This is a genomic window from Methylobacterium pseudosasicola, from assembly GCF_900114535.1.
In the GTDB taxonomy this organism is placed as follows: domain Bacteria; phylum Pseudomonadota; class Alphaproteobacteria; order Rhizobiales; family Beijerinckiaceae; genus Methylobacterium; species Methylobacterium pseudosasicola.
On record NZ_FOTK01000030.1, the window covers coordinates 63465 to 80280 of the forward strand.

Consider the following 16816-nt stretch of genomic DNA (forward strand, 5'->3'; position numbering starts at 1 on the left):
TGCGCACTCTGCCGCGCAAATAAATCCGACCGCATTAGAGCCTCGCTGAGCGGTCTGATGAGGCTGGGTGGCACTCGGTGACAGCTGCCTAAAACAGGTGGTCCTGGCGCGTCTCTAACGAAGCCCTGAGGTGGCTCGCGGGTCAAATCGGCGATGCGAGTTCAGCAAGTATCTTCCAAGGTCTACTAGCGACCGCGTCAACTCTGGTCGCCTAGACATAAGCATAGGTCGGAAGGAAGTTGTCTCTCGATCGTGTCGGTGTGGTGCCCGACTCGATGTACGAGATCGAGAGACAGGGATGTACGACGCACACGCCGGGCGCGATCGCGCCCTCGATTTCCGGTGGGCTGTTCCGGATAGCCTGCTGTGGGTGTCCGGAATTCCGGACAACTCCGACAAGCTCTACGATCAGTCCAGGCGCTCCATCCTGGCAGCGGCATGCATCGCCGCCGACGAGCGCCCGAACGATCCCGAAGCCTGGTGGCTCAGCTACTCCCGTCGGAAGGAGTTCTATAAGGACGCGCAGCGCTACGAAGGCCTGCCCTACACGCACGACCGCGTGACGCGCGCGGTGGCTGAGGGTCTCGACCACGGGCTTTTGGAGGAGGACAGGGCGCTGCCCGGCGCCCACCTCTCCGCCACCCCTAGGCAGTCCCGGCTTAGGGCCACGCCCGAGTTGTTGCGCTTATTCCAGGACGCGCCTTTCGAGTACCGCCGCCGCCCATGCACGCTTATCGTCCGCGATGCCGACGGCAAGCCGGTCACGGTGCCCGAGACCCAGGCCGTCAGCCGGATGCGGCGCGAGGTCGACCGGGTCAATTCCTACCTCGGCGCGGTGCGACTTACGCTCGGATCCGGCGATGGATGGGAACGCGGTCAATGGACCGTCCGAGCCCGGAGCGAGCGTAGGGGCGGATGGGCCGCCGTGACGCCGGAGCCCACTCTGCAGGTCAACCGCATCTTCGGCCGGGGTCGCACGGACAAGGGCGGGCGGCTCTACGGGTGGTGGCAGCAACTGCCCAAGGCTCGCCGGGCAGAGTGTCTGATCAACGGCGAGATCCTCGTCGAGCCCGATTTCCCCCGCCTCCACCCCACGTTGCTCTACGCAATGCGGGGGCATCGCCTCAGGCACGATCCCTACGAGACCGGCGCCTTCCCTCGGGACGAGGGCAAGCTGGCCCTTAACGTGGCCTTGAACGCGAAGTCGATCCCGGCGGCGGCCGCGTACCTTGTCAACAAGGAACGGTCCTGGGGTCACGGCCTCGCGTACACGTACCGCGTCCTCAAGGCTGTCCAGAAGCGGAACCCACTCATCGCCCGGGACATCGGTGCCGATCGTGGCATCGACTGCATGGCCATCGACAGCCGCATGTGCCTAGACGTCCTGAAGGCATGCGAGGGGGCCGGCGTCCCCGCCTTGCCCGTCCACGACAGCTTCCTCGTCCCTGCCCCTCAGGGCTCTCGCGTGGTGGGTTTCATGGGCGAAATCCTCGACCGGACCGTCAACAAGCTAAGATCTTGCTAATCCACAACGAACCGTCGATTTTCCCCACATATGGGGGCTCGGCCCCCGCCGGGGGGCTCGGCCCCCGCCGGCGGGCTCGGCCCCCGCCGGCGGGTTCGCCTGCACCTCCTCTCCTCCCCGTCCGGGTGTCCCTCCCTGTCCTGGGTCTGGGCTCGGGGGGGGCGGGTGGCCCTCCCTCTTCCTCGCGGTCGGGTGTCCCTCTCTGGTCCCGTCTGTGGCGCCGGGGGGGGTGGTGGCCCTCCCGGTTCTCGTCCCCGCCGCGGTGTTGGGTCTGGCTCTGTCAGTCGGGTGTCCCTCTCCTGGCTTCGGGTGTGGCTCCGCCGGTTGGGTGGCCCTCCTGGGGGTCTCCGGTCTTTATCGCTGTGGGTGTGGCTCTGTTCTTTCCTGATAGGGGTTGCCCTGGGCTGAGGGTGCGTAACCGTCCCGTATTCCCGTATCTCAACCGTTAGATGACTGGCATTTCCTTGTGGCTATGCATGGCCTCTTGTATAGGGAATGACCTGCTCTCGGCTGGTCTCGATGCACCACATCGTGTGAGCCCCTCGTCGGATCCCGGCGGGGGGCTCTGCATGTCAGGGGCTGGCGTGTCCCGTGACCTAAAGGGCGTGACGCCCCCCGTCGTATCCTGCCCGGCATGGCTGACCTTCCCCTCGACGTCGTCTCTGATGTCTGCGACTAGGTCGCGGCGAGGCAGGAGGCATTCATCAGCGAGGCATCGCTGAAGCGGTTCCAGCGCGCCTGCGCATGGACCATGAGCGAGGTGGCCAAGTCAGCCTGCCAGGGAGCTACGGACGGTATCGACCAGGCCTTCCAGGACCCCACTCCGTGGATGCGGAATGCGTTCACGGACACCCGGGCCCTGAGCAAGAACCGGGGCGAGGTCGAGGCCGATGTCGGTGTGCGGCCCACGCAGTCGATCGTCATGAAGTACGCCATGGGCAGCGGCCCCCAGATCCGCCGCCCCGGCGACGTGGGCCTGGCACAGGACGAGATCTACGTTCCCAACCGGCGCAACCTGGGCCTGACCCAGGGCATCCATAGGAACAGCTACGGCAACCTCCCCGGGGGCGTCGCCGCACGCCTGGCACGCAAGGCCCTAGTCCAGAGTGCCAAGAGGCAGCGGCCGGGTCGATGGGGCGTCTACAGGGGCGAGGTCGATGTTCGGGGGCAGCCGCATCATGGGAACATTGCGCGTCTCCCGCGCGGGACTGCGCCGATCGGCAAAAACGGCCGGATCCATCGTCGTGAGCCTCGGGCGCCCGCGTGCGCTGCTCGTGGCCACCCAGCAGGCCTCCTACAAGCCGATCACGCAGAAGCCCTACGATAAGGGCATGCGCGGGGCCGTCGCGCGGATCCCCCGCTTATGGAGGCCGAGTTCCAAAACGCCATCGAGTATCGCGCTGCAAACGGGGGCATGCGCCGGCTCGGGGCCTAGGCCTGCTCCCCTGTAACCTGGGACGGGTAACGGTCGAGATGCGATCTGATCATTTTGAAGGTGCCGGTCCCCTGGCAGCCGCGGGCATAGGCCCACGCGGGGTGCTACGGCCTCGAACCCGGGGGATAGTCATCTTATGCGGAACGGGAGCCGGTGGAGCACAGCCGACCTTACCTGTGGGCGTCCGCATTTCCGGACGCGGCCACCCCAAGATGGAGGGACGCCGGAAAAGCAGACGGCCTCCTATCGACCCAACCCAGCCGCCTCAGACGCAGTCGGCGCTCCCCGAAAGCGGCCGTTCGCCACCCCTGCGCTAACTTCGGCTCGGGGTGGTGAGCGGGCTTTAGCGATGCGGCCGGAACCGGACATTCAAGCCGATAGCGATCAGTCTGGTTTGAGTGCGCCTTTAATGAACCGCCGTATGCAGCTGGTTCCGACCCCTTGCAGAAGATCGAAAGGTCCGGTTGTCAGCCTTGCCCCTTTAAGTGCTGTCGGAACCACCGCGTGGCGTCCTCTAGGGTATCGAACACGGGAGCGCGTACCTTCGCGAGCCGCCCAAGCCTAACCTCCATGTACCAAGCCCCGCGTCGCTCATGCTCGGGCGCGTCGAGGCGCACCAGCACGGCCACGAGCAACCCGTTGGCGATCACGAGCATGCCAACGTGGTCCGGGCTTGCCGTGTCGATGGAGATGGACTGCAGGACAACCAGGGTCTCGACGTTGCCCCGGTCCACCACTGCTACTCTCCTTGGACGCTGTTCAGCCACGGCACCTGCCGGCGGCCACTCCAACGCGCGTTCCTGAGGTGGAGGTAGTTGGGATTGAACCCGCAGTACGCCTTGAGCTGCTCGACGTCCATGATCGTCAGGACCCGATGCTTCAACGTGATCAGTTCGAGCCGGCGCAACTCCCTCAACGTGCGGTTCACATGCTCGTCCGACAGGCCCATCGTGTCGGCGACTTCGTTCTGGGTGAACGGGAACAGGTAGCTGTTGTCGTTGACGTGTCCCACGGCTTCCAGGCGCAGATACAGCTCGCAGAACAGATGCGCGATGCGTTGATCGGACGGGCGGCTGCCGAGGTTGACCAACCACTCGCGCAGCACGGCCTCATCCACGAGCGCACACCACATCAGAGCCCGCGTCACTCGCGGGTGGTTGGCCATGATCTCCTCGATGGCTTGCCGGGGGATCTCCACGGCATGGCAGGGCGAGATCGTGCCAATGTTGTGGTCCATCTGGTCGAGGATGAACACGTTCAGGTCGCAGAAGTCGCCCGGCACGAAGTAGGCCATGATCTGGCGCTGGCCGTCCGGCAGGATCTTGTAGCGGCAGGCGTAGCCGCTGAGGATGAGATGCACGTCGCTGGGGACGTCACCCTCCCGGATCAGATCTGACCGCGCTGGCACCTTCCGTACCCGTGAAACGAGCGCCCGCAACGCCTCCCGATCAGCGTCGATCAGTTCCTCGAAGCTCTCAAGCTTGCGGATTAGCGCATCTTGCATCGGATCACGGCAGCGAAGGGCGATCTGCCTCCCTACGTCCGGTGTGGGACAAGAAACCCCGTCATATGATGGATATTGGCAGCGCGCAGCAGGTAAGTGACTGAGATTGTTATGACTGTACGCATTCGGACCCACCGAACCGAAGCCTCAACACACCTGACCGGACAAACGTCCGCGTTTGAGGATGACGCGCGCTGGCTTCTATGGAGAGGTTAGGTTCGAGCCGGAGTGTCCGCTTCAAGGCGAAGGGTCAGGGTCCGCACCCAACCCAAAGCAGCCGATGAAGCCAGTTCGGTTTGGGTATCCTTCAGTGAAACCGATTGCACTGCCGGAATGACCCGCCGTCTCGGGCGCGGCTGTAACCGCCCCCGACATCGTCGCGGCTATCCGGTGCTCGACACCTTGGAACAGGGTTCAGCCCCGCCGAGCGCCGCGATCAGCTCATCAAAACGGTCGCCAGGCGCTTCTTCCAGGATTGAGCTGTACAGCTCCCGCAAGCCCTGGCCGATCAATTTTAACGCCTTCGCACTCAGGCGAGGTGTTTCGGTCTCGAACAGTACGCCCCACACATCGTTGTCGGCTCGGTCAGACATAATGGGAGTAAAAGACAACATGGGTTAATTTACAAGGGCAGATGAAGCGCTCCGGTTCCCTGTAGGGCGTCGATGGCTGTGGGTCGTGCTGGTAGGAGGTAGGCGACCTGCCCTCCCCGGACCGCTTCAGTATCCATGGCGGCTGTCATGGAGGCGACCCGGACGCGGAAGGCCAAGCCAACGAGCCATGCGCCCCGGACCGGTACGGTTTGGGTATGCCCATCGGATCGATCGGCGCCGGTTCGCTATGAGTGCGCCTTTAGCAGACCGACATTCACCGCCGTTCCCGGCCCCTTGCTGACCCTCGGAGGGTCCGCTTCCCGGCTGTTGAGATCGAAGCCAACGACCGGATTGGGTGGAAACGCGACCTTCTGCTTTTGGGCCGGAAAGGCCAGAAAGCCGACGGCCTTAGCCGTATCGCCCGCTCTTCTGACGAGCACGAACGCCCAGCATCTATCCGGCGAGAACCGTCGCCTTCGTCACGCTCAGTAGACCTCTAGGACGCTCGCCGCACGTTCCAGAACACGGACAGGTTCTTGACCACGTCCCGGAGATCGTCCCGATAGGCAGTCCGGCTGAGATACTGGCCGAGGGGCAGGTAGGGCACCTCCTGCATCGCCAGCGCCTGGATATCGTGGGCGATCTTCCGGCGGCCGTTCTCGTCCGGCGCCTCGATCCAGGCCCCACGCATGGCCTCGATCTGCGGGAGGTCGGGCCAGCCGAAGAAGCCCGTCTGCACGCCGCCGCAGCGCAGCACCTGCTCTACCGCCGGGTTCAGCATGTCGAAGCCGGACCAATCGGTGCAGAAGATGTTCCAGCCACCCTGGTCCGGAGGCGCCTTGTTGGCCCGGCGGGTGACCATGTGGCTTGTCGCCGGCATAGCCGGCGTCGGCGAAGGCCTTGGTGATGAACAGGAAGGTCCAGCGCGACAGGCACAGCACCGGCGCGGCCCCGTCGCGGTCATGTACGTCGGCACGCTGAAGATCTAGGACGAGCGTGCGCCCGTCCATGTCGAGCAGCGCTTGGCGCTTGCACCCTTTGACCCTCTTACCGGCATCGTAGCCGCGCGGACAGCCGCTTTCCGTCGTCTTGATGCTTGGGCTGTCGAGGACCGCGGCGGACGGTGAGGCTTCCCGTCCTATCCGCCCGCGATCAAGCATGTCGAGGCGGTGGTTGATCCGGCCGAGCAGCTTTGTGTCAGGCCAGCGGCTGAAGTGGCCGAACATCGTCGAACGCGGCGGCAGATCCTTAAGTATCAACCGCCATGAGCTTTCACCTCCCAGAACGAAGAAGATGGCGTTCAAGACCTCTTGTGTCGTCCAGAGGCGAGGCCGGCCACAGGCGTTGGCCTTGGCATCAGTGGCTCGATTACCGCCTACTCGGCGTCGGTGAGCTCGGTTTCATGGCGACGACCAACGCGGCTATGCTGCCGCCGGGTGGTCGGGGTCCACATGACGCTTCCAGGTCAGGCTTCGGCGCCCTCCGGGAATCATCGCCATCCCGGCCACTCAACCCCGCCTCAGATCCTCACCGGACGGGCCCTAAGATGGCGAGGCTCTGCCCGATGAGCAAGGTGAAGCCATGGCAGCCGCAAAGCCCGAGTGAACGGTCATTTCGCCCCGCCGCCTCCGGCCCCACCTCGATGATAGACGCTGAGGAAGATCCGCACGGCCTCGCCGACGTGGCGTTCGATCTGCTCAGGGCTGGAGTCGTCCAGGTGCGGAATGAAGAGGCGAACCGGCAGGATTTTCCCCATGATCAGTCCGATGAACATGTTCGCAGCGAGCTGCGGGTCGTCCCCGATGAAATCGCCGCGGGCCCGAGCATCCGTAAGGTACGAGGTCAGCTTGGCGAGCGTCCGGCCAGGCGCCATCGCGTAGAACGCCTCGCCGAGCGCGGGATTGCGGGGCACTTCGCCGACGATGATGCACCCTAGCGCCGACACTTCCGGCATGACCATTGCCCCAAAGAGGCTCATACCGACAGATTCCAGGACGGTCGGGAGTGGCCCCGTACTTTCGAGGTCGGTCTCGATCCGCTGGCGAAGTTCCTGGGTGCGATTGCCCACCACCTCGATGAACATCTCGTCCTTGGAGCCGAAGTGACGGTACACCGTCTCAGTCGAAGCGCCGGCCTCGACCGCCACTAACCGCATCGTCGTCTCTGCGAAGCCGTGCTTGAGAAACACGCGCTCCGCGACCTCCGCGATCTCGCCGCGCCGCTCCTCACCACGCGAAACACGAACCCGTGATCGCTTGCCCGAACCGGGCGTTTCGCTTGACATCGGCACCATCTTCCAGAAAAGAAACGAAACGCTCGGTTCGTATGCATCACGCCGTCATGGCAGCAAACGTACAGGTCGTCTCGCCGGTTGCCGTGCGAAGGTTAAGGGTGATCTCCCCACATGCGCGCAGACGACCTGGACGGCCCGTACGCACCGTCGAGAGGGCCCTTGGATCGACGTGACGTGCTCGACATCGGCTCTTTGGAGCGCACCCGGTCCCGGTACGAAGACCGCCGCCTTAAGGATGCCGATGCGTGGCGCGGCCGTGTAGAGAGCCGCTCACACTCGGATGGGGACCGATCCCGCCGACGCCGTGACGAACGATCCGGGCAGGAATACCGGGACGACGAGCCTCGTCGCCGGGGCCGCGGCGACGAGGACCGACGCGACAGTCGTTCCAATAACGGACGCGACCGCGACGAGGCGGAGGGGCAGGACGACCGGAAAGGCTCCGGATCGGACAGGGAAGACGATGAAGACGACCGCAAAGGCTCCGGGGCGGGCAAAGACGAAGCCGAAGACGACAAGCGAGCTCGGAGGAAACGACGGCCGCTCGTCATCGGCATCGCGGCGGTGGTCCTACTGCTGCTCGCCGGCGGCGGCCTGTACTACTGGCTCTCGACGCGCGGGAAGATTAGCACCGACGATGCCTACACCGACGGGAATATCGTCAACGTCGCCCCGCAGGTCGCCGGACAGGTCATCGCCCTGGATGTCACGGACAACCAGTTCGTCCGCAAGGGCGATCCGCTCTTCCGCATTGACCCGCGGCAGTTCAGGTTCAGCCGCGAGCAGGCCCAGGGCCAACTCGACGCCAGCAACGCGCAGGTCGCCAACCAGAAGCTCGGCGTCGAGATCGCCAGGAAGAACTTTCCCGCCGCGCTCCAGCTCGCACAGGCCAACCTCGACTCGGCCAAGGCCAACCTCGCCCTGCAGCAGGCGAACTACGACCGTCAGAGGAGCCTGCCGAAGCTCGCCACGACTCAGCAGGACGTCGACACTACCGCGGCGAACTACCAGCAGGCTAAGGCACAGGTCGAGCAGGCGCAGGCGCGCCTCGTCCAGGCCATGCCGGTTCAGCAGAACATCGGTCAGTCCGAGCAGCAGGTCGACCAGCTTAAGGGCCAGGCCGAACAGGCCAAGGCGCAAGTCGAGCAGGCTGACCTGAACATTGAGTGGAGCGTGGTGCGCGCGTCTCAGGACGGCTGGGTCACGAAGCGCAACGTCAACGCCGGCGACTACCTGTCAGCCGGCCAGCAAGTGATGTCGCTCGTCACCACCGACGTCTGGGTGACGGCCAACTACAAGGAGACTGAACTCGACGGCATGCGCCCCGGGCAACGGGTCAAGATTGCCATCGACGCCTACCCCGACCTCGACCTGGAGGGCCACGTGGATTCGATTCAGCGCGGCTCCGGCTCTAAGTTTTCCGCCTTCCCGGCCGAGAACGCCACCGGCAACTTCATCAAGATCGTTCAGCGCGTGCCGGTGAAGATCGTCATCCACGGCGGTCTGAAGAAGGACGAGCCGCTGCCGCTCGGCATCAGCGTCGTACCGACGGTGATGCTCAAATGAGCGACGCCTCGAACGGTCGAGAATCCGCCCACAACCCTTGGCTCGTCGCCATCGCGGTCACGCTGGCGGCGTTCATGGAGGTGCTCGACACCACCATCGTCAACGTGGCGCTGCCCTACATCGCCGGCTCGCTCGCCGCCTCGAACGACGAGGCGACCTATACCCTGACAGCCTACCTCGTCGCCAACGGTATTGTGCTGACCATCGCTGGCTGGCTGTCCGACACCATCGGACGCAAGCGCTACTTCCTGATCTGCATCGGCATGTTCACGGTGTCGTCGTTCCTGTGCGGCATCTCGCAGAGCCTTGGGCAGATCATCGTCTTCCGCCTGATGCAGGGCTTCTTCGGCGGCGGCCTGCAGCCGAGCCAGCAGGCAATCATCCTCGACACCTTCCCGCCGGCCAAGCGCGGGGCCGCCTTCGGCGTCACGGCCGTGGCGACCGTCGTCGCCCCCGTCCTCGGGCCGACGCTGGGCGGCTACCTCGTCGAGCATTCGACCTGGCGCTGGATCTTCTTCATCAACGTGCCGGTCGGGATCTTCACCTTCTTCGTCAACGTATACCTCGTTCAGGACCCACCAGACGAGAAGAAGAAGCGCGCCCGCGGCCTCGACTACGTCGGCCTGTCGCTCATCGTCATCGGCATCGGCTGCATGCAGGTCATGATCGACCGTGGCGAGGTCAACGGCTGGTTCAGCTCGTCCTTCATCCGGATAATGGCCGTCATCGCATTCCTGGGAATTTTCGGCGCGATCTGCTGGCTGCTGATCGCCGACGAGCCGGTCGTAGACCTCAACGTGTTCAAGGACCGGAACTTCTCCGTCGGCTGCCTGCTCATCGGTGCGGTCGGGGCACTGCTTTATGGCGGATCCGTCCTTACTCCTAACTTCGCCCAGCAGGTGCTGGGCTACACGGCGCTTGATTCCGGCTTCATCTTGTCGCCGGGAGGCATCGCGGTCATCTTCCTGATCCCCGTCGTCGCCGTAGCGATGAAGTTCGTCCAGACCCGCTACATCATCATGTTCGGGTTCGCCTTCACGGGCGCCGCGATGTTCTATTCAAGCTTTCTTGCTCCCGACGTCGACTTTCGGACACTGGTCTGGATGCGCACGCTGCAGACGGCGCCACTCGCCTTCCTGTTCGTGCCGATCTCCACGATCGCCTACCTGACCCTGCCGGACCGCTACCGCAGCGAAGGATCCGCCTTGTTCTCCATGTTCCGCAACGTGTTCGGCTCCGTCGGGATCTCCCTCTCGACCGCCGCGGTGACGGAACGAACGCAGGCCGACCAAGCCCATCTCTCGTCGTTCATGACGCCCCTACGCCACGGCTACAACCTGCTAATTCAGGAAAGCGAGCACACGCTCCGGTCCCTTGGGCGGGCGGCGTCGTTGGTGCACCAGCAGGCTGTCGCGCATACCTACCAGACCTTCACGAAGCAGGCCCAAGTGCTCGCCTACGGCAACGTGTACCAGTACGCGGCGGTCCTGGCGTTCCTCGTCGTACCCCTATGCCTGTTGATCTCGGCCAAGACCGCGCAAGGCGAAGGCGGCGGGGGACACTGACATGACGCTCTCCCGATACCTCGGCCGACGCGGCCGAGCGATGATCACGGCCGGCCTGCTCGGCCTTGCCGGATGCACGGTTGGGCCCGACTTCGCCCCGCCCGCGACGCCGCTCGCAGACGCGGGCGACTATCTCGACACCGGCCTCGTCGCGCCGACGCCACGGCGACTCCTGGCACGCACCATCGACGCCGAACCGGACGTTGCGTGGTGGCTCGCCTTCCGCGATCCCGTGCTGGCGCAACTTGAGGACCGTCTGGCGGCCCAGAACCTCGACGTTCAGACCACCACCGCGCGGCTGTTCCAGAGCCGGTCCCAGATCAATACCGCCGCTGCCGCGGGCCTGCCGACCCTCAACGGGCAAGGCAGCGCCTACCGGCAGCAGTTCAGCAAGAACGGCACCATCGGCCTCCTCTCCAACTCGCTCGGCAGCCTGACGGGCGGAAGCAGCGGCGCTTCCAGCGGCAACCTGACGGCGCCGCTGACCAACGGCTTCGAGAGCTACACGCTGGGCTTCGACGCCTCCTGGGAACTCGACCTCTGGGGCAAGGTCCGGCGCTCGGTCGAGTCCGCAGAGGCCCAGGCGGACGCCTCCGCGGAAGCGAGGCGCGACGCGCTGATCTCCGGCCAGGCCGAACTCGCGCGAGCCTACGTGCAGTTGCGGGGCACCCAGGAGCTCATCCGGATCGACCTCGCCAACATCCGGGTCAACGAGCAGATCCTCGACGTCGTCCGGGTGCGTCAGCAGAAGGGATTGGTCACCGGACTCGATACGTCCAGTGCGGCACAGCAGGTCGAGGCGATCAAAGCGCAGCTGCCGCAGCTCCAGCAGCAGGAGATCCAGCAAATCAACGCGATCTCTCTGCTGCTCGGCGAACCGCCGCTGGCGCTCTCGCAGGAACTCGTCGCCGGCCCCTCGATCCCGCCCGTGCCCCCGCGCATACCCATCGGTGTGCCGTCGAGCCTCGTCATGCGCCGGCCCGACATCCGCAGGGCCGAGGCCAACCTGCATTCGGCCGTGGCCGAGATCGGTGTCGCGGAAGCGCAGTTCTTCCCGAGCGTTACGCTGACCGGAAGCCCGACCGTGAATTCGGTCGACCCGGGCAAGCTCTTCCGGGGCTCGTCGCTCCAGTACATGAACATCGGCCCTTCGATCTCCATCCCGCTGTTCGAGGGCGGGCGGCTCAAGTCGAACCTAGTGCTCCAGCGCGCCCGGCAACAGGAGGCGGCCATCGCCTACCAGAAGGCGGTGCTCCAGGGCTGGCACGACGTCGTCAACGCCCTCGCCGCTCTACGCGGCGACGAGGCCCGCCGAGCGCGTCTGGCCAGGCAGGTGGCCGATGCGCGCCAAGCCCTCGCCCTGTCGCGGGCGCGATACGTCCAGGGCGTCGAGATCTTCACGACCGTCCTCCAGGCTTCACAGACGGTGCTCCAAGCCGAGACCAGCCTGTCCCAGGCGACGGCCGCTATCTCGACCGACTTCGTCGCGCTGTCGAAGGCGCTCGGCGGCGGCTGGGAGACGACCTTCCCGGTCGGACGGACGCCGCCCCTGTCCCTGGCCAAGGTGGGCATCCCGCTCACGGACGTCGTGCACGACGGGGCCCTCGGCCGATGAGGGACCGGGGAACATCGACGAGCTGGCTGCATGCGCGGGACGGCCCTGCGTCACCCGTGAAGGCAGTCGGCGTCACGCCTGAGGGGGCGCGACCATACAGAGCAGACCCATCATGTTCACTCGGATCGCTACCTCAATCTTCCTAGCCGCGGGCTTCGTGATCCCGTGCGTAGCCCAGTCTGGAACCGCACCCGCTCGTCCAACCCTCTTGATCCACGGCAACTATTGTGGCCCGGGCAACAACGCCCCCCTGGCTCCGGTCGACGCCCTGGACGCCGCGTGTGCCCGGCACGACGCCTGCACCCCGAACGATGGTCTCCCGTCCAAGGCCTGCAACCTTCGCCTGCAGGTCGAGGCGGAACGGATAGCGGACGACCCCCGTCAGTCGCCAGAACTTCGGATGGTCGCGGGTGTCGTCGCCTCCGGCGCCGCGATCATGCCCTCGGCCGCGCCAGGGCGGAGCACCCGTCGTACCGTGACGGGGGGAGTGGAGGACTGACCGGCCACGCCAATACCACGAAGTCCCGCCTTCGTTCCTCGAAGGTGCGATGCATTGACTGGCTCGCGCTTCGCCCCCTCCCGCAGGCCGGTCGAGCGCCATTCCTCGACGCCACGCCGCAGCCCGGACTGGGCCGGCGGTGCGTGGCGACCGGAGGGGCACCGACGGCCCGATCACGGCGTCGACGCCAAGACTTGGATCTGACCACGAAGAACCCCCATGGCGTCCCACCAGCGACCGCTCTGCCTCGCGCTTCAAGGCGGCGGATCCTACGGCGCGTACACATGGGGGTGTGCTGGACACCCTGCTGGCCGACGGCCGCTTCTCGGTGGACGCAGTCAGCGGAACCAGTGCCGACGCGTTGAACTGGGATTGCCCCGGTTCGATGGACGGTTAGGGGGGCTTGCTCGATCAAGGTCGAGCTGGACCTGTCCAATTCGATTTTTTGCTCGAAGGCAATGGGTGAGCAATAGCCGAGCACCGAGGGAAGACGCAGCGGATTGTAGAAGCCCTCAAAGTAGTTGAACACCGCCATCCGAACCTCGGGCTGAGAGCGGAGGCGGCGGCAATAGAGCAGCTCGCATGCGAGGGTCGAGAAGAAGCTCTCGGCTATGGCGTTGTCGTGGAGCGCTCGCTTGGTGCGCGCGAACCCCATCCAGTTTGAGACCGTGCTGGTGAACCTCGCGGTGAACGCACTCAATGCCATGAAGGGGGAAGGCACGCTGACTACATCGCCATGACCTACGGCGCGCCGAAGCCGGGCAACCGGGGCCAAGCCGACTCGCCGAGCTCGTTCGTGGCGGTCGCCGTCACCGACACCGGCTCGGGCATCGCGAAGGAGCAGCTCGCCCGGATCTTCGAGCCGTTTTTCACCACGAAGGAGGTCAGCCGCGGAACCGGTTAGGGGCTGTCCCAGGTCATCGGCTTCGCCAACCAATCCGGTGGCCACGTGGACGTGTGCAGCGTCGTCGGGCGGGGCAGCACCTTCACCCTGTACCTGCCCCAAGACGAGGCGGCCCCGGCGAGGAGTTAATTGCCGCCCAGCTCAACGGGCAGGCGCTGGAGGATGGAGACAAGTCCATCCTGGTGGTCGAGGACCACGTCGAGATTGGCCGGTTCTGCACGCCGATCCTGCACGACCTGGGCTACGGCAGTGTGCTGAACCAGACGGCCGAGGCGGCGCTGGCGGAGATCGAGGCGGTGCCGTTCCGGTTCGATGCGGTGCTGTCGGATGTGGTGATGCCGGGCATGGGTGGCATCGAATTGGCCCGGCGGCTGCGGGATTTATACACCGAGATGCCGGTGGTTCTCACCTCCGGCTACAGCCATGTGCTGGCCCGGGAGGGCGCCCAAGGCTTCGAGTTCTTGCGCAAGCCCTACTCGGCCAAGAAGGCGGGCAAGGTCCTGCGGGCAGTCACAGCACGTCGACCAAAGATTCGGCCGGCCCCGGCGAGCGTCTGACGCTAAGAGATTGAGAATTCAAGCTGTTCAGCCCGTTCGAGTTAGTCTGTCAGGCGTCGCGTGTTGTCGGCCACGATTTCGCGGTATCGGGAGATAACCTGGCCTTGCGAGCCCCCGGCCAGCAGCGTGTTGGCGGCCTCCATCGCGGCCACCACCTTCTCGCCAACCATCGAGAATATCTCGGCCTGCGCCTGCGCCCCGCCCCACGCGATGCGCACCAATCGTAACTCGATGACCCGTTGCGCCTCGAAGGCGAGTAGGATCGCGGCGCAGAACGGGTTCGGCATGTGTACTCCAATCAGGCGACCCACCGGTCGCGAGCATGTCCTAGTCATCCGTGAACGGCTGCCGCCCGCCGGCGTCGACGGACGGGACCTCGCGGTTGCGCTTCTCAGGCGAGCTTGACCAACCACTCGGCGGTGCCGTGAGCAACTTTGGCCTTGTCCTTGAGCGAGGCGGTTAGGGCGTCCAGGAAATGGCGGCCCTTGGCGTTCTCGCTGTAGGGGTTAGTGGACACCGAACAAGATGCGTTCGGCGCTTGATGTCATTCGCGGCTACTAAGAGCAGCTGACCGCCCCTGCAGGGACCCCGGGGTCGACCTGGCAAGCCGGTGCGAGCAGTGTTGACGGCCGGGCGACCTGAGGGGGCGGAAAGACGACCGGCCGTCGCACCACAGGGGGAAGTCCCCCTGCGATCCCTATGTCCTGGATTGCCGACGCCGGTGGCCTGAGACCGTCTTACTGGCCCCTCCGGACGACGCCGGCTGCGTAAGGCCTACTGGCTGGCCTGCTTATTCGCGCGCGCCTCGCTCGCCTTGGTGTAGCGTTCGTCGAACGCCTTCATCTCGTCGGTCATGCGCTTGAGCTCGGCGGCCTCCTTCTCGCGGCCTAGGTGCTTGGCGGTCGCGGCGAGCGTGCCGTAGGCGGCGATGTAGTAGTGCAGCGAGATCTGGGCGGATGCGACGCCGCTGGCGTCCTTCACGGCTGGGTCGTTGGCGGCGGCCATGACGTCGATGGTGCCGGCCCGGATGCCCTCCATGATCTTGTTGGGCTTGTTGCTCGGCTGCCCGCCCGCCTCATGCAGGAGGCGCGTGATGGTCTCGGCATGGCGCGCGGCCGTCGCGGAACCCTCCTCGGCGATCTTGCGGAGCTCAGGATCGCTCAGGTCCTTCGTGGCCGCCTTCGCGGCTTCCTTCCCCTGCTCGTCGGCGCTCTTCAACGCCTGGAGACCCTGGATGTACCACTGCTCGTAATCCTGCTCGGCCATCGGCCAACTCCTGCATTGAAGAGAAAAAAGAACGCACGCGTTCATTTTGTGAAAGCGGAGTGCCGCCGTATTGTTCCAGCTAGGAGGAGCTTAATTTGCGCAAGGTGGCCACACAGGCGGTCGGCGCCGTCGTCTCTGGGCGCCGCGGTCGGCCGCGCGCCGACCAAGCCGGCGAAGTCGAAGAGCGGGTGCTCGACGTAGCGACGCGCCTGTTTCTGTCCCACGGCTTCGACCGAACGACCTTCGAGGGCTTGGCCGAGGAGGCGCAAGCCGGGAAGGCAACCCTCTACGCGCGCTACCGGAACAAGGAGGCCCTGTACGAGGCGGTGGTCCGCCGACGTGTAGCCCAGTCCGTCGCCCGAATCTCGGCCGCATCGGACGGAGGCGTCTCCAGGGAGAACCTGCTTGGCGTCGCCATGCTGCTCGCCGACGAGATCTTCGTACCGGACGTGATCGCGCTCATGCGACTGACCATCGCCGAAGTTACGCGGTTTCCCGAGATGGCGCTGGCCACCTATCGGATCGGCTATGGCGGATGCGTATCGGCCTTGGCGGAAATTATCGCGGGCCAGGGGCATACCCCGGAGATGCTCGTCGCGGCGACGCCGGCCGCGACCCGGTTCGTCGAGCGGGTTTTTATGCCGCTGCAGATGCACGCCCTCTACGGCGTGGACCTCCCGAGCCTAAGGCTGCGGGCCAGGGAGGACGTCGCGCAGGCCGTCGATGGCCTCCTCGCGGAGGGAGTGCGGGATGTCCGAAAGGCGGTCCATTCCCCCTCGACCTTCAAAACGCGCTAGGTCGGCATCAAGCTCGCCGAGGAGGTGCAGGTCGGACTCCCCTCTCTCGACGTCGCCACCCCGGAGTGAACGGTCGCTGGGATCGCACCGCGTTTCCCTGATTTGGCACAGTGCGTGCACGAACTCGCGCGGATGCGGAAGACAGCTCTAGGAGCCGCAAGCCCTCGCTCCAAGGGCACGGCTACCCAAAGACCGTGAGCCTGAGCCACGGCCTCACCACCGTCCGCCCCGCGCCACGGCCCCGGCCTTGCCGCTGACCCGCCAGACGATGGGGTGGCTCTCGAAGTCCTCCATAAGGCGAGCCGCTTCAGTTGCGACCGGCTCCGGTGGACGTACACCCAAGCCCTGAGGATCATGGCCAAGAGGCCTGATATCGATGCCGTCTTCACCGACGTGCGAAACGCTAAGCCGCTTCTCGGCAGCGAGCTAATTTCCGTCCTTTTCACAAACAATCACCAGAAATCCGGCGAACAACGTCCGCTCAAAAGAAGCGCCGTGGCTCCTAGGAACGGCTGAGAAGGGCGCGTTGCTGCCATAGTAGCATCGGAGCACACGTCCGCTTTCGGGATCCGCACGATTGCGCATGAACGACTGCGTTGGGTCCAGGCTGTGTGAAAACGCGCTGATTTGGTAGAGTAGATCCTGGTCTGAGGAGGTCGGGATGAAGCGCTTCATCGCAGGCGAGGATCGTCAGCAG

15 protein-coding genes and 2 pseudogenes are annotated in these 16816 nt (G+C 65.3%); 6 read left to right on the forward strand and 11 right to left on the reverse strand.

Annotated elements, in window-relative coordinates:
- Nucleotides 1–298 precede the first annotated feature (298 nt).
- Complete coding sequence (locus BM228_RS23975; RefSeq protein ID WP_092044548.1) at nt 299–1525, forward strand: hypothetical protein; 1227 nt, start codon at nt 299–301, stop codon at nt 1523–1525.
- 1902 nt (nt 1526–3427) lie between these two features.
- Here BM228_RS23975 and BM228_RS23985 read toward each other — a convergent pair.
- The 6 genes and pseudogenes from BM228_RS23985 to BM228_RS24010 all read right to left on the reverse strand — a co-directional run bounded on the left by BM228_RS23985 (nt 3428) and on the right by BM228_RS24010 (nt 7341).
- On the reverse strand, nt 3428–3694 hold the full coding sequence (locus BM228_RS23985; RefSeq protein WP_244537286.1) for a hypothetical protein: 267 nt from the start codon (nt 3692–3694) through the stop codon (nt 3428–3430).
- 5 nt (nt 3695–3699) lie between these two features.
- Nucleotides 3700–4464 (reverse strand): Crp/Fnr family transcriptional regulator, encoded by a 765-nt coding sequence (locus BM228_RS23990; RefSeq protein ID WP_092044552.1) that lies wholly within the window; start codon nt 4462–4464, stop codon nt 3700–3702.
- Between the two features lie 383 nt (nt 4465–4847).
- Nucleotides 4848–5078, reverse strand: coding sequence for a hypothetical protein (locus tag BM228_RS23995; RefSeq protein ID WP_092044554.1), 231 nt, complete (start codon nt 5076–5078; stop codon nt 4848–4850).
- Between the two features lie 475 nt (nt 5079–5553).
- Entirely contained in the window at nt 5554–5919 is a 366-nt protein-coding gene (locus tag BM228_RS24000) for a periplasmic substrate-binding domain-containing protein (protein ID WP_208612086.1), read from the reverse strand.
- Nucleotides 5894–6510 (reverse strand): annotated as a pseudogene (locus BM228_RS24005) (transposase); the annotation flags it as partial. The gene BM228_RS24000 and the pseudogene BM228_RS24005, both read right to left, overlap by 26 nt.
- Nucleotides 6511–6666: 156 nt before the next feature.
- Nucleotides 6667–7341: a TetR/AcrR family transcriptional regulator gene (locus BM228_RS24010; protein ID WP_167367803.1), complete on the reverse strand. Its 675-nt coding sequence runs from the start codon at nt 7339–7341 to the stop codon at nt 6667–6669.
- A 183-nt stretch (nt 7342–7524) separates the two neighbouring features.
- Here BM228_RS24010 and BM228_RS24015 point away from each other — a divergent pair, with 183 nt between their 5' ends.
- From BM228_RS24015 to BM228_RS24025, 3 genes are read left to right on the forward strand one after another with little or no spacing between them, the layout of a single operon-like run.
- Nucleotides 7525–8916, forward strand: coding sequence for an HlyD family secretion protein (locus tag BM228_RS24015; RefSeq protein ID WP_244537287.1), 1392 nt, complete (start codon nt 7525–7527; stop codon nt 8914–8916).
- Entirely contained in the window at nt 8913–10481 is a 1569-nt protein-coding gene (locus BM228_RS24020; protein ID WP_092044558.1) for a DHA2 family efflux MFS transporter permease subunit, read from the forward strand. Before BM228_RS24015 ends, BM228_RS24020 begins: the two co-directional genes overlap by 4 nt.
- Nucleotide 10482: 1 nt before the next feature.
- A complete protein-coding gene (locus BM228_RS24025) occupies nt 10483–12096 on the forward strand; it encodes an efflux transporter outer membrane subunit (protein ID WP_244537288.1) in 1614 nt (537 codons plus the stop codon).
- Nucleotides 12097–12530: 434 nt separating this feature from the next.
- Here the strand turns inward: BM228_RS24025 and BM228_RS34810 are convergent, their stop codons facing one another.
- A complete protein-coding gene (locus BM228_RS34810; protein WP_342030178.1) occupies nt 12531–13301 on the reverse strand; it encodes an IS3 family transposase in 771 nt (256 codons plus the stop codon).
- Here BM228_RS34810 and BM228_RS24035 point away from each other — a divergent pair.
- Nucleotides 13234–14056: pseudogene (locus tag BM228_RS24035) on the forward strand (ATP-binding protein); the annotation flags it as partial. The gene BM228_RS34810 and the pseudogene BM228_RS24035 sit on opposite strands and share 68 nt — an antisense overlap.
- A 41-nt stretch (nt 14057–14097) precedes the next feature.
- Here the strand turns inward: BM228_RS24035 and BM228_RS24040 are convergent.
- The 3 genes from BM228_RS24040 to BM228_RS24045 all read right to left on the reverse strand — a co-directional run bounded on the left by BM228_RS24040 (nt 14098) and on the right by BM228_RS24045 (nt 15322).
- A complete protein-coding gene (locus BM228_RS24040; protein WP_012322138.1) occupies nt 14098–14343 on the reverse strand; it encodes a hypothetical protein in 246 nt (81 codons plus the stop codon).
- Nucleotides 14344–14447: 104 nt separating this feature from the next.
- Nucleotides 14448–14573, reverse strand: a complete 126-nt coding sequence (locus BM228_RS35890; RefSeq protein WP_280110120.1) for a hypothetical protein — start codon at nt 14571–14573, stop codon at nt 14448–14450.
- A 257-nt stretch (nt 14574–14830) separates the two neighbouring features.
- Entirely contained in the window at nt 14831–15322 is a 492-nt protein-coding gene (locus BM228_RS24045; protein WP_167367805.1) for a YciE/YciF ferroxidase family protein, read from the reverse strand.
- Nucleotides 15323–15426: 104 nt separating this feature from the next.
- On the opposite strand from BM228_RS24045, the gene BM228_RS24050 reads away from it, so the two are divergent.
- Complete coding sequence (locus BM228_RS24050) at nt 15427–16119, forward strand: TetR/AcrR family transcriptional regulator (RefSeq protein ID WP_244537289.1); 693 nt, start codon at nt 15427–15429, stop codon at nt 16117–16119.
- A 426-nt stretch (nt 16120–16545) separates the two neighbouring features.
- Here BM228_RS24050 and BM228_RS34000 read toward each other — a convergent pair whose 3' ends face one another.
- The gene (locus BM228_RS34000) at nt 16546–16794 is read right to left on the reverse strand and encodes a hypothetical protein (protein WP_139234176.1); all 249 of its coding nucleotides are present in this window, start codon (nt 16792–16794) and stop codon (nt 16546–16548) included.
- Nucleotides 16795–16816: the final 22 nt, after the last annotated feature.

Coding starts and splice junctions, on each gene's coding strand:
- BM228_RS23975 (WP_092044548.1), top strand. CDS start 299: ATGTACGACGCACACGCCGGGCGCGATCGCGCCCTCGATTTCCGGTGG.
- BM228_RS23990 (WP_092044552.1), bottom strand. CDS start 4,464: ATGCAAGATGCGCTAATCCGCAAGCTTGAGAGCTTCGAGGAACTGATC.
- BM228_RS23995 (WP_092044554.1), bottom strand. CDS start 5,078: ATGTTGTCTTTTACTCCCATTATGTCTGACCGAGCCGACAACGATGTG.
- BM228_RS24000 (WP_208612086.1), bottom strand. CDS start 5,919: ATGGTCACCCGCCGGGCCAACAAGGCGCCTCCGGACCAGGGTGGCTGG.
- BM228_RS24010 (WP_167367803.1), bottom strand. CDS start 7,341: ATGTCAAGCGAAACGCCCGGTTCGGGCAAGCGATCACGGGTTCGTGTT.
- BM228_RS24020 (WP_092044558.1), top strand. CDS start 8,913: ATGAGCGACGCCTCGAACGGTCGAGAATCCGCCCACAACCCTTGGCTC.
- BM228_RS24025 (WP_244537288.1), top strand. CDS start 10,483: ATGACGCTCTCCCGATACCTCGGCCGACGCGGCCGAGCGATGATCACG.
- BM228_RS34810 (WP_342030178.1), bottom strand. CDS start 13,301: ATGGCATTGAGTGCGTTCACCGCGAGGTTCACCAGCACGGTCTCAAAC.
- BM228_RS24040 (WP_012322138.1), bottom strand. CDS start 14,343: ATGCCGAACCCGTTCTGCGCCGCGATCCTACTCGCCTTCGAGGCGCAA.
- BM228_RS24045 (WP_167367805.1), bottom strand. CDS start 15,322: ATGGCCGAGCAGGATTACGAGCAGTGGTACATCCAGGGTCTCCAGGCG.
- BM228_RS34000 (WP_139234176.1), bottom strand. CDS start 16,794: ATGAAGCGCTTCATCCCGACCTCCTCAGACCAGGATCTACTCTACCAA.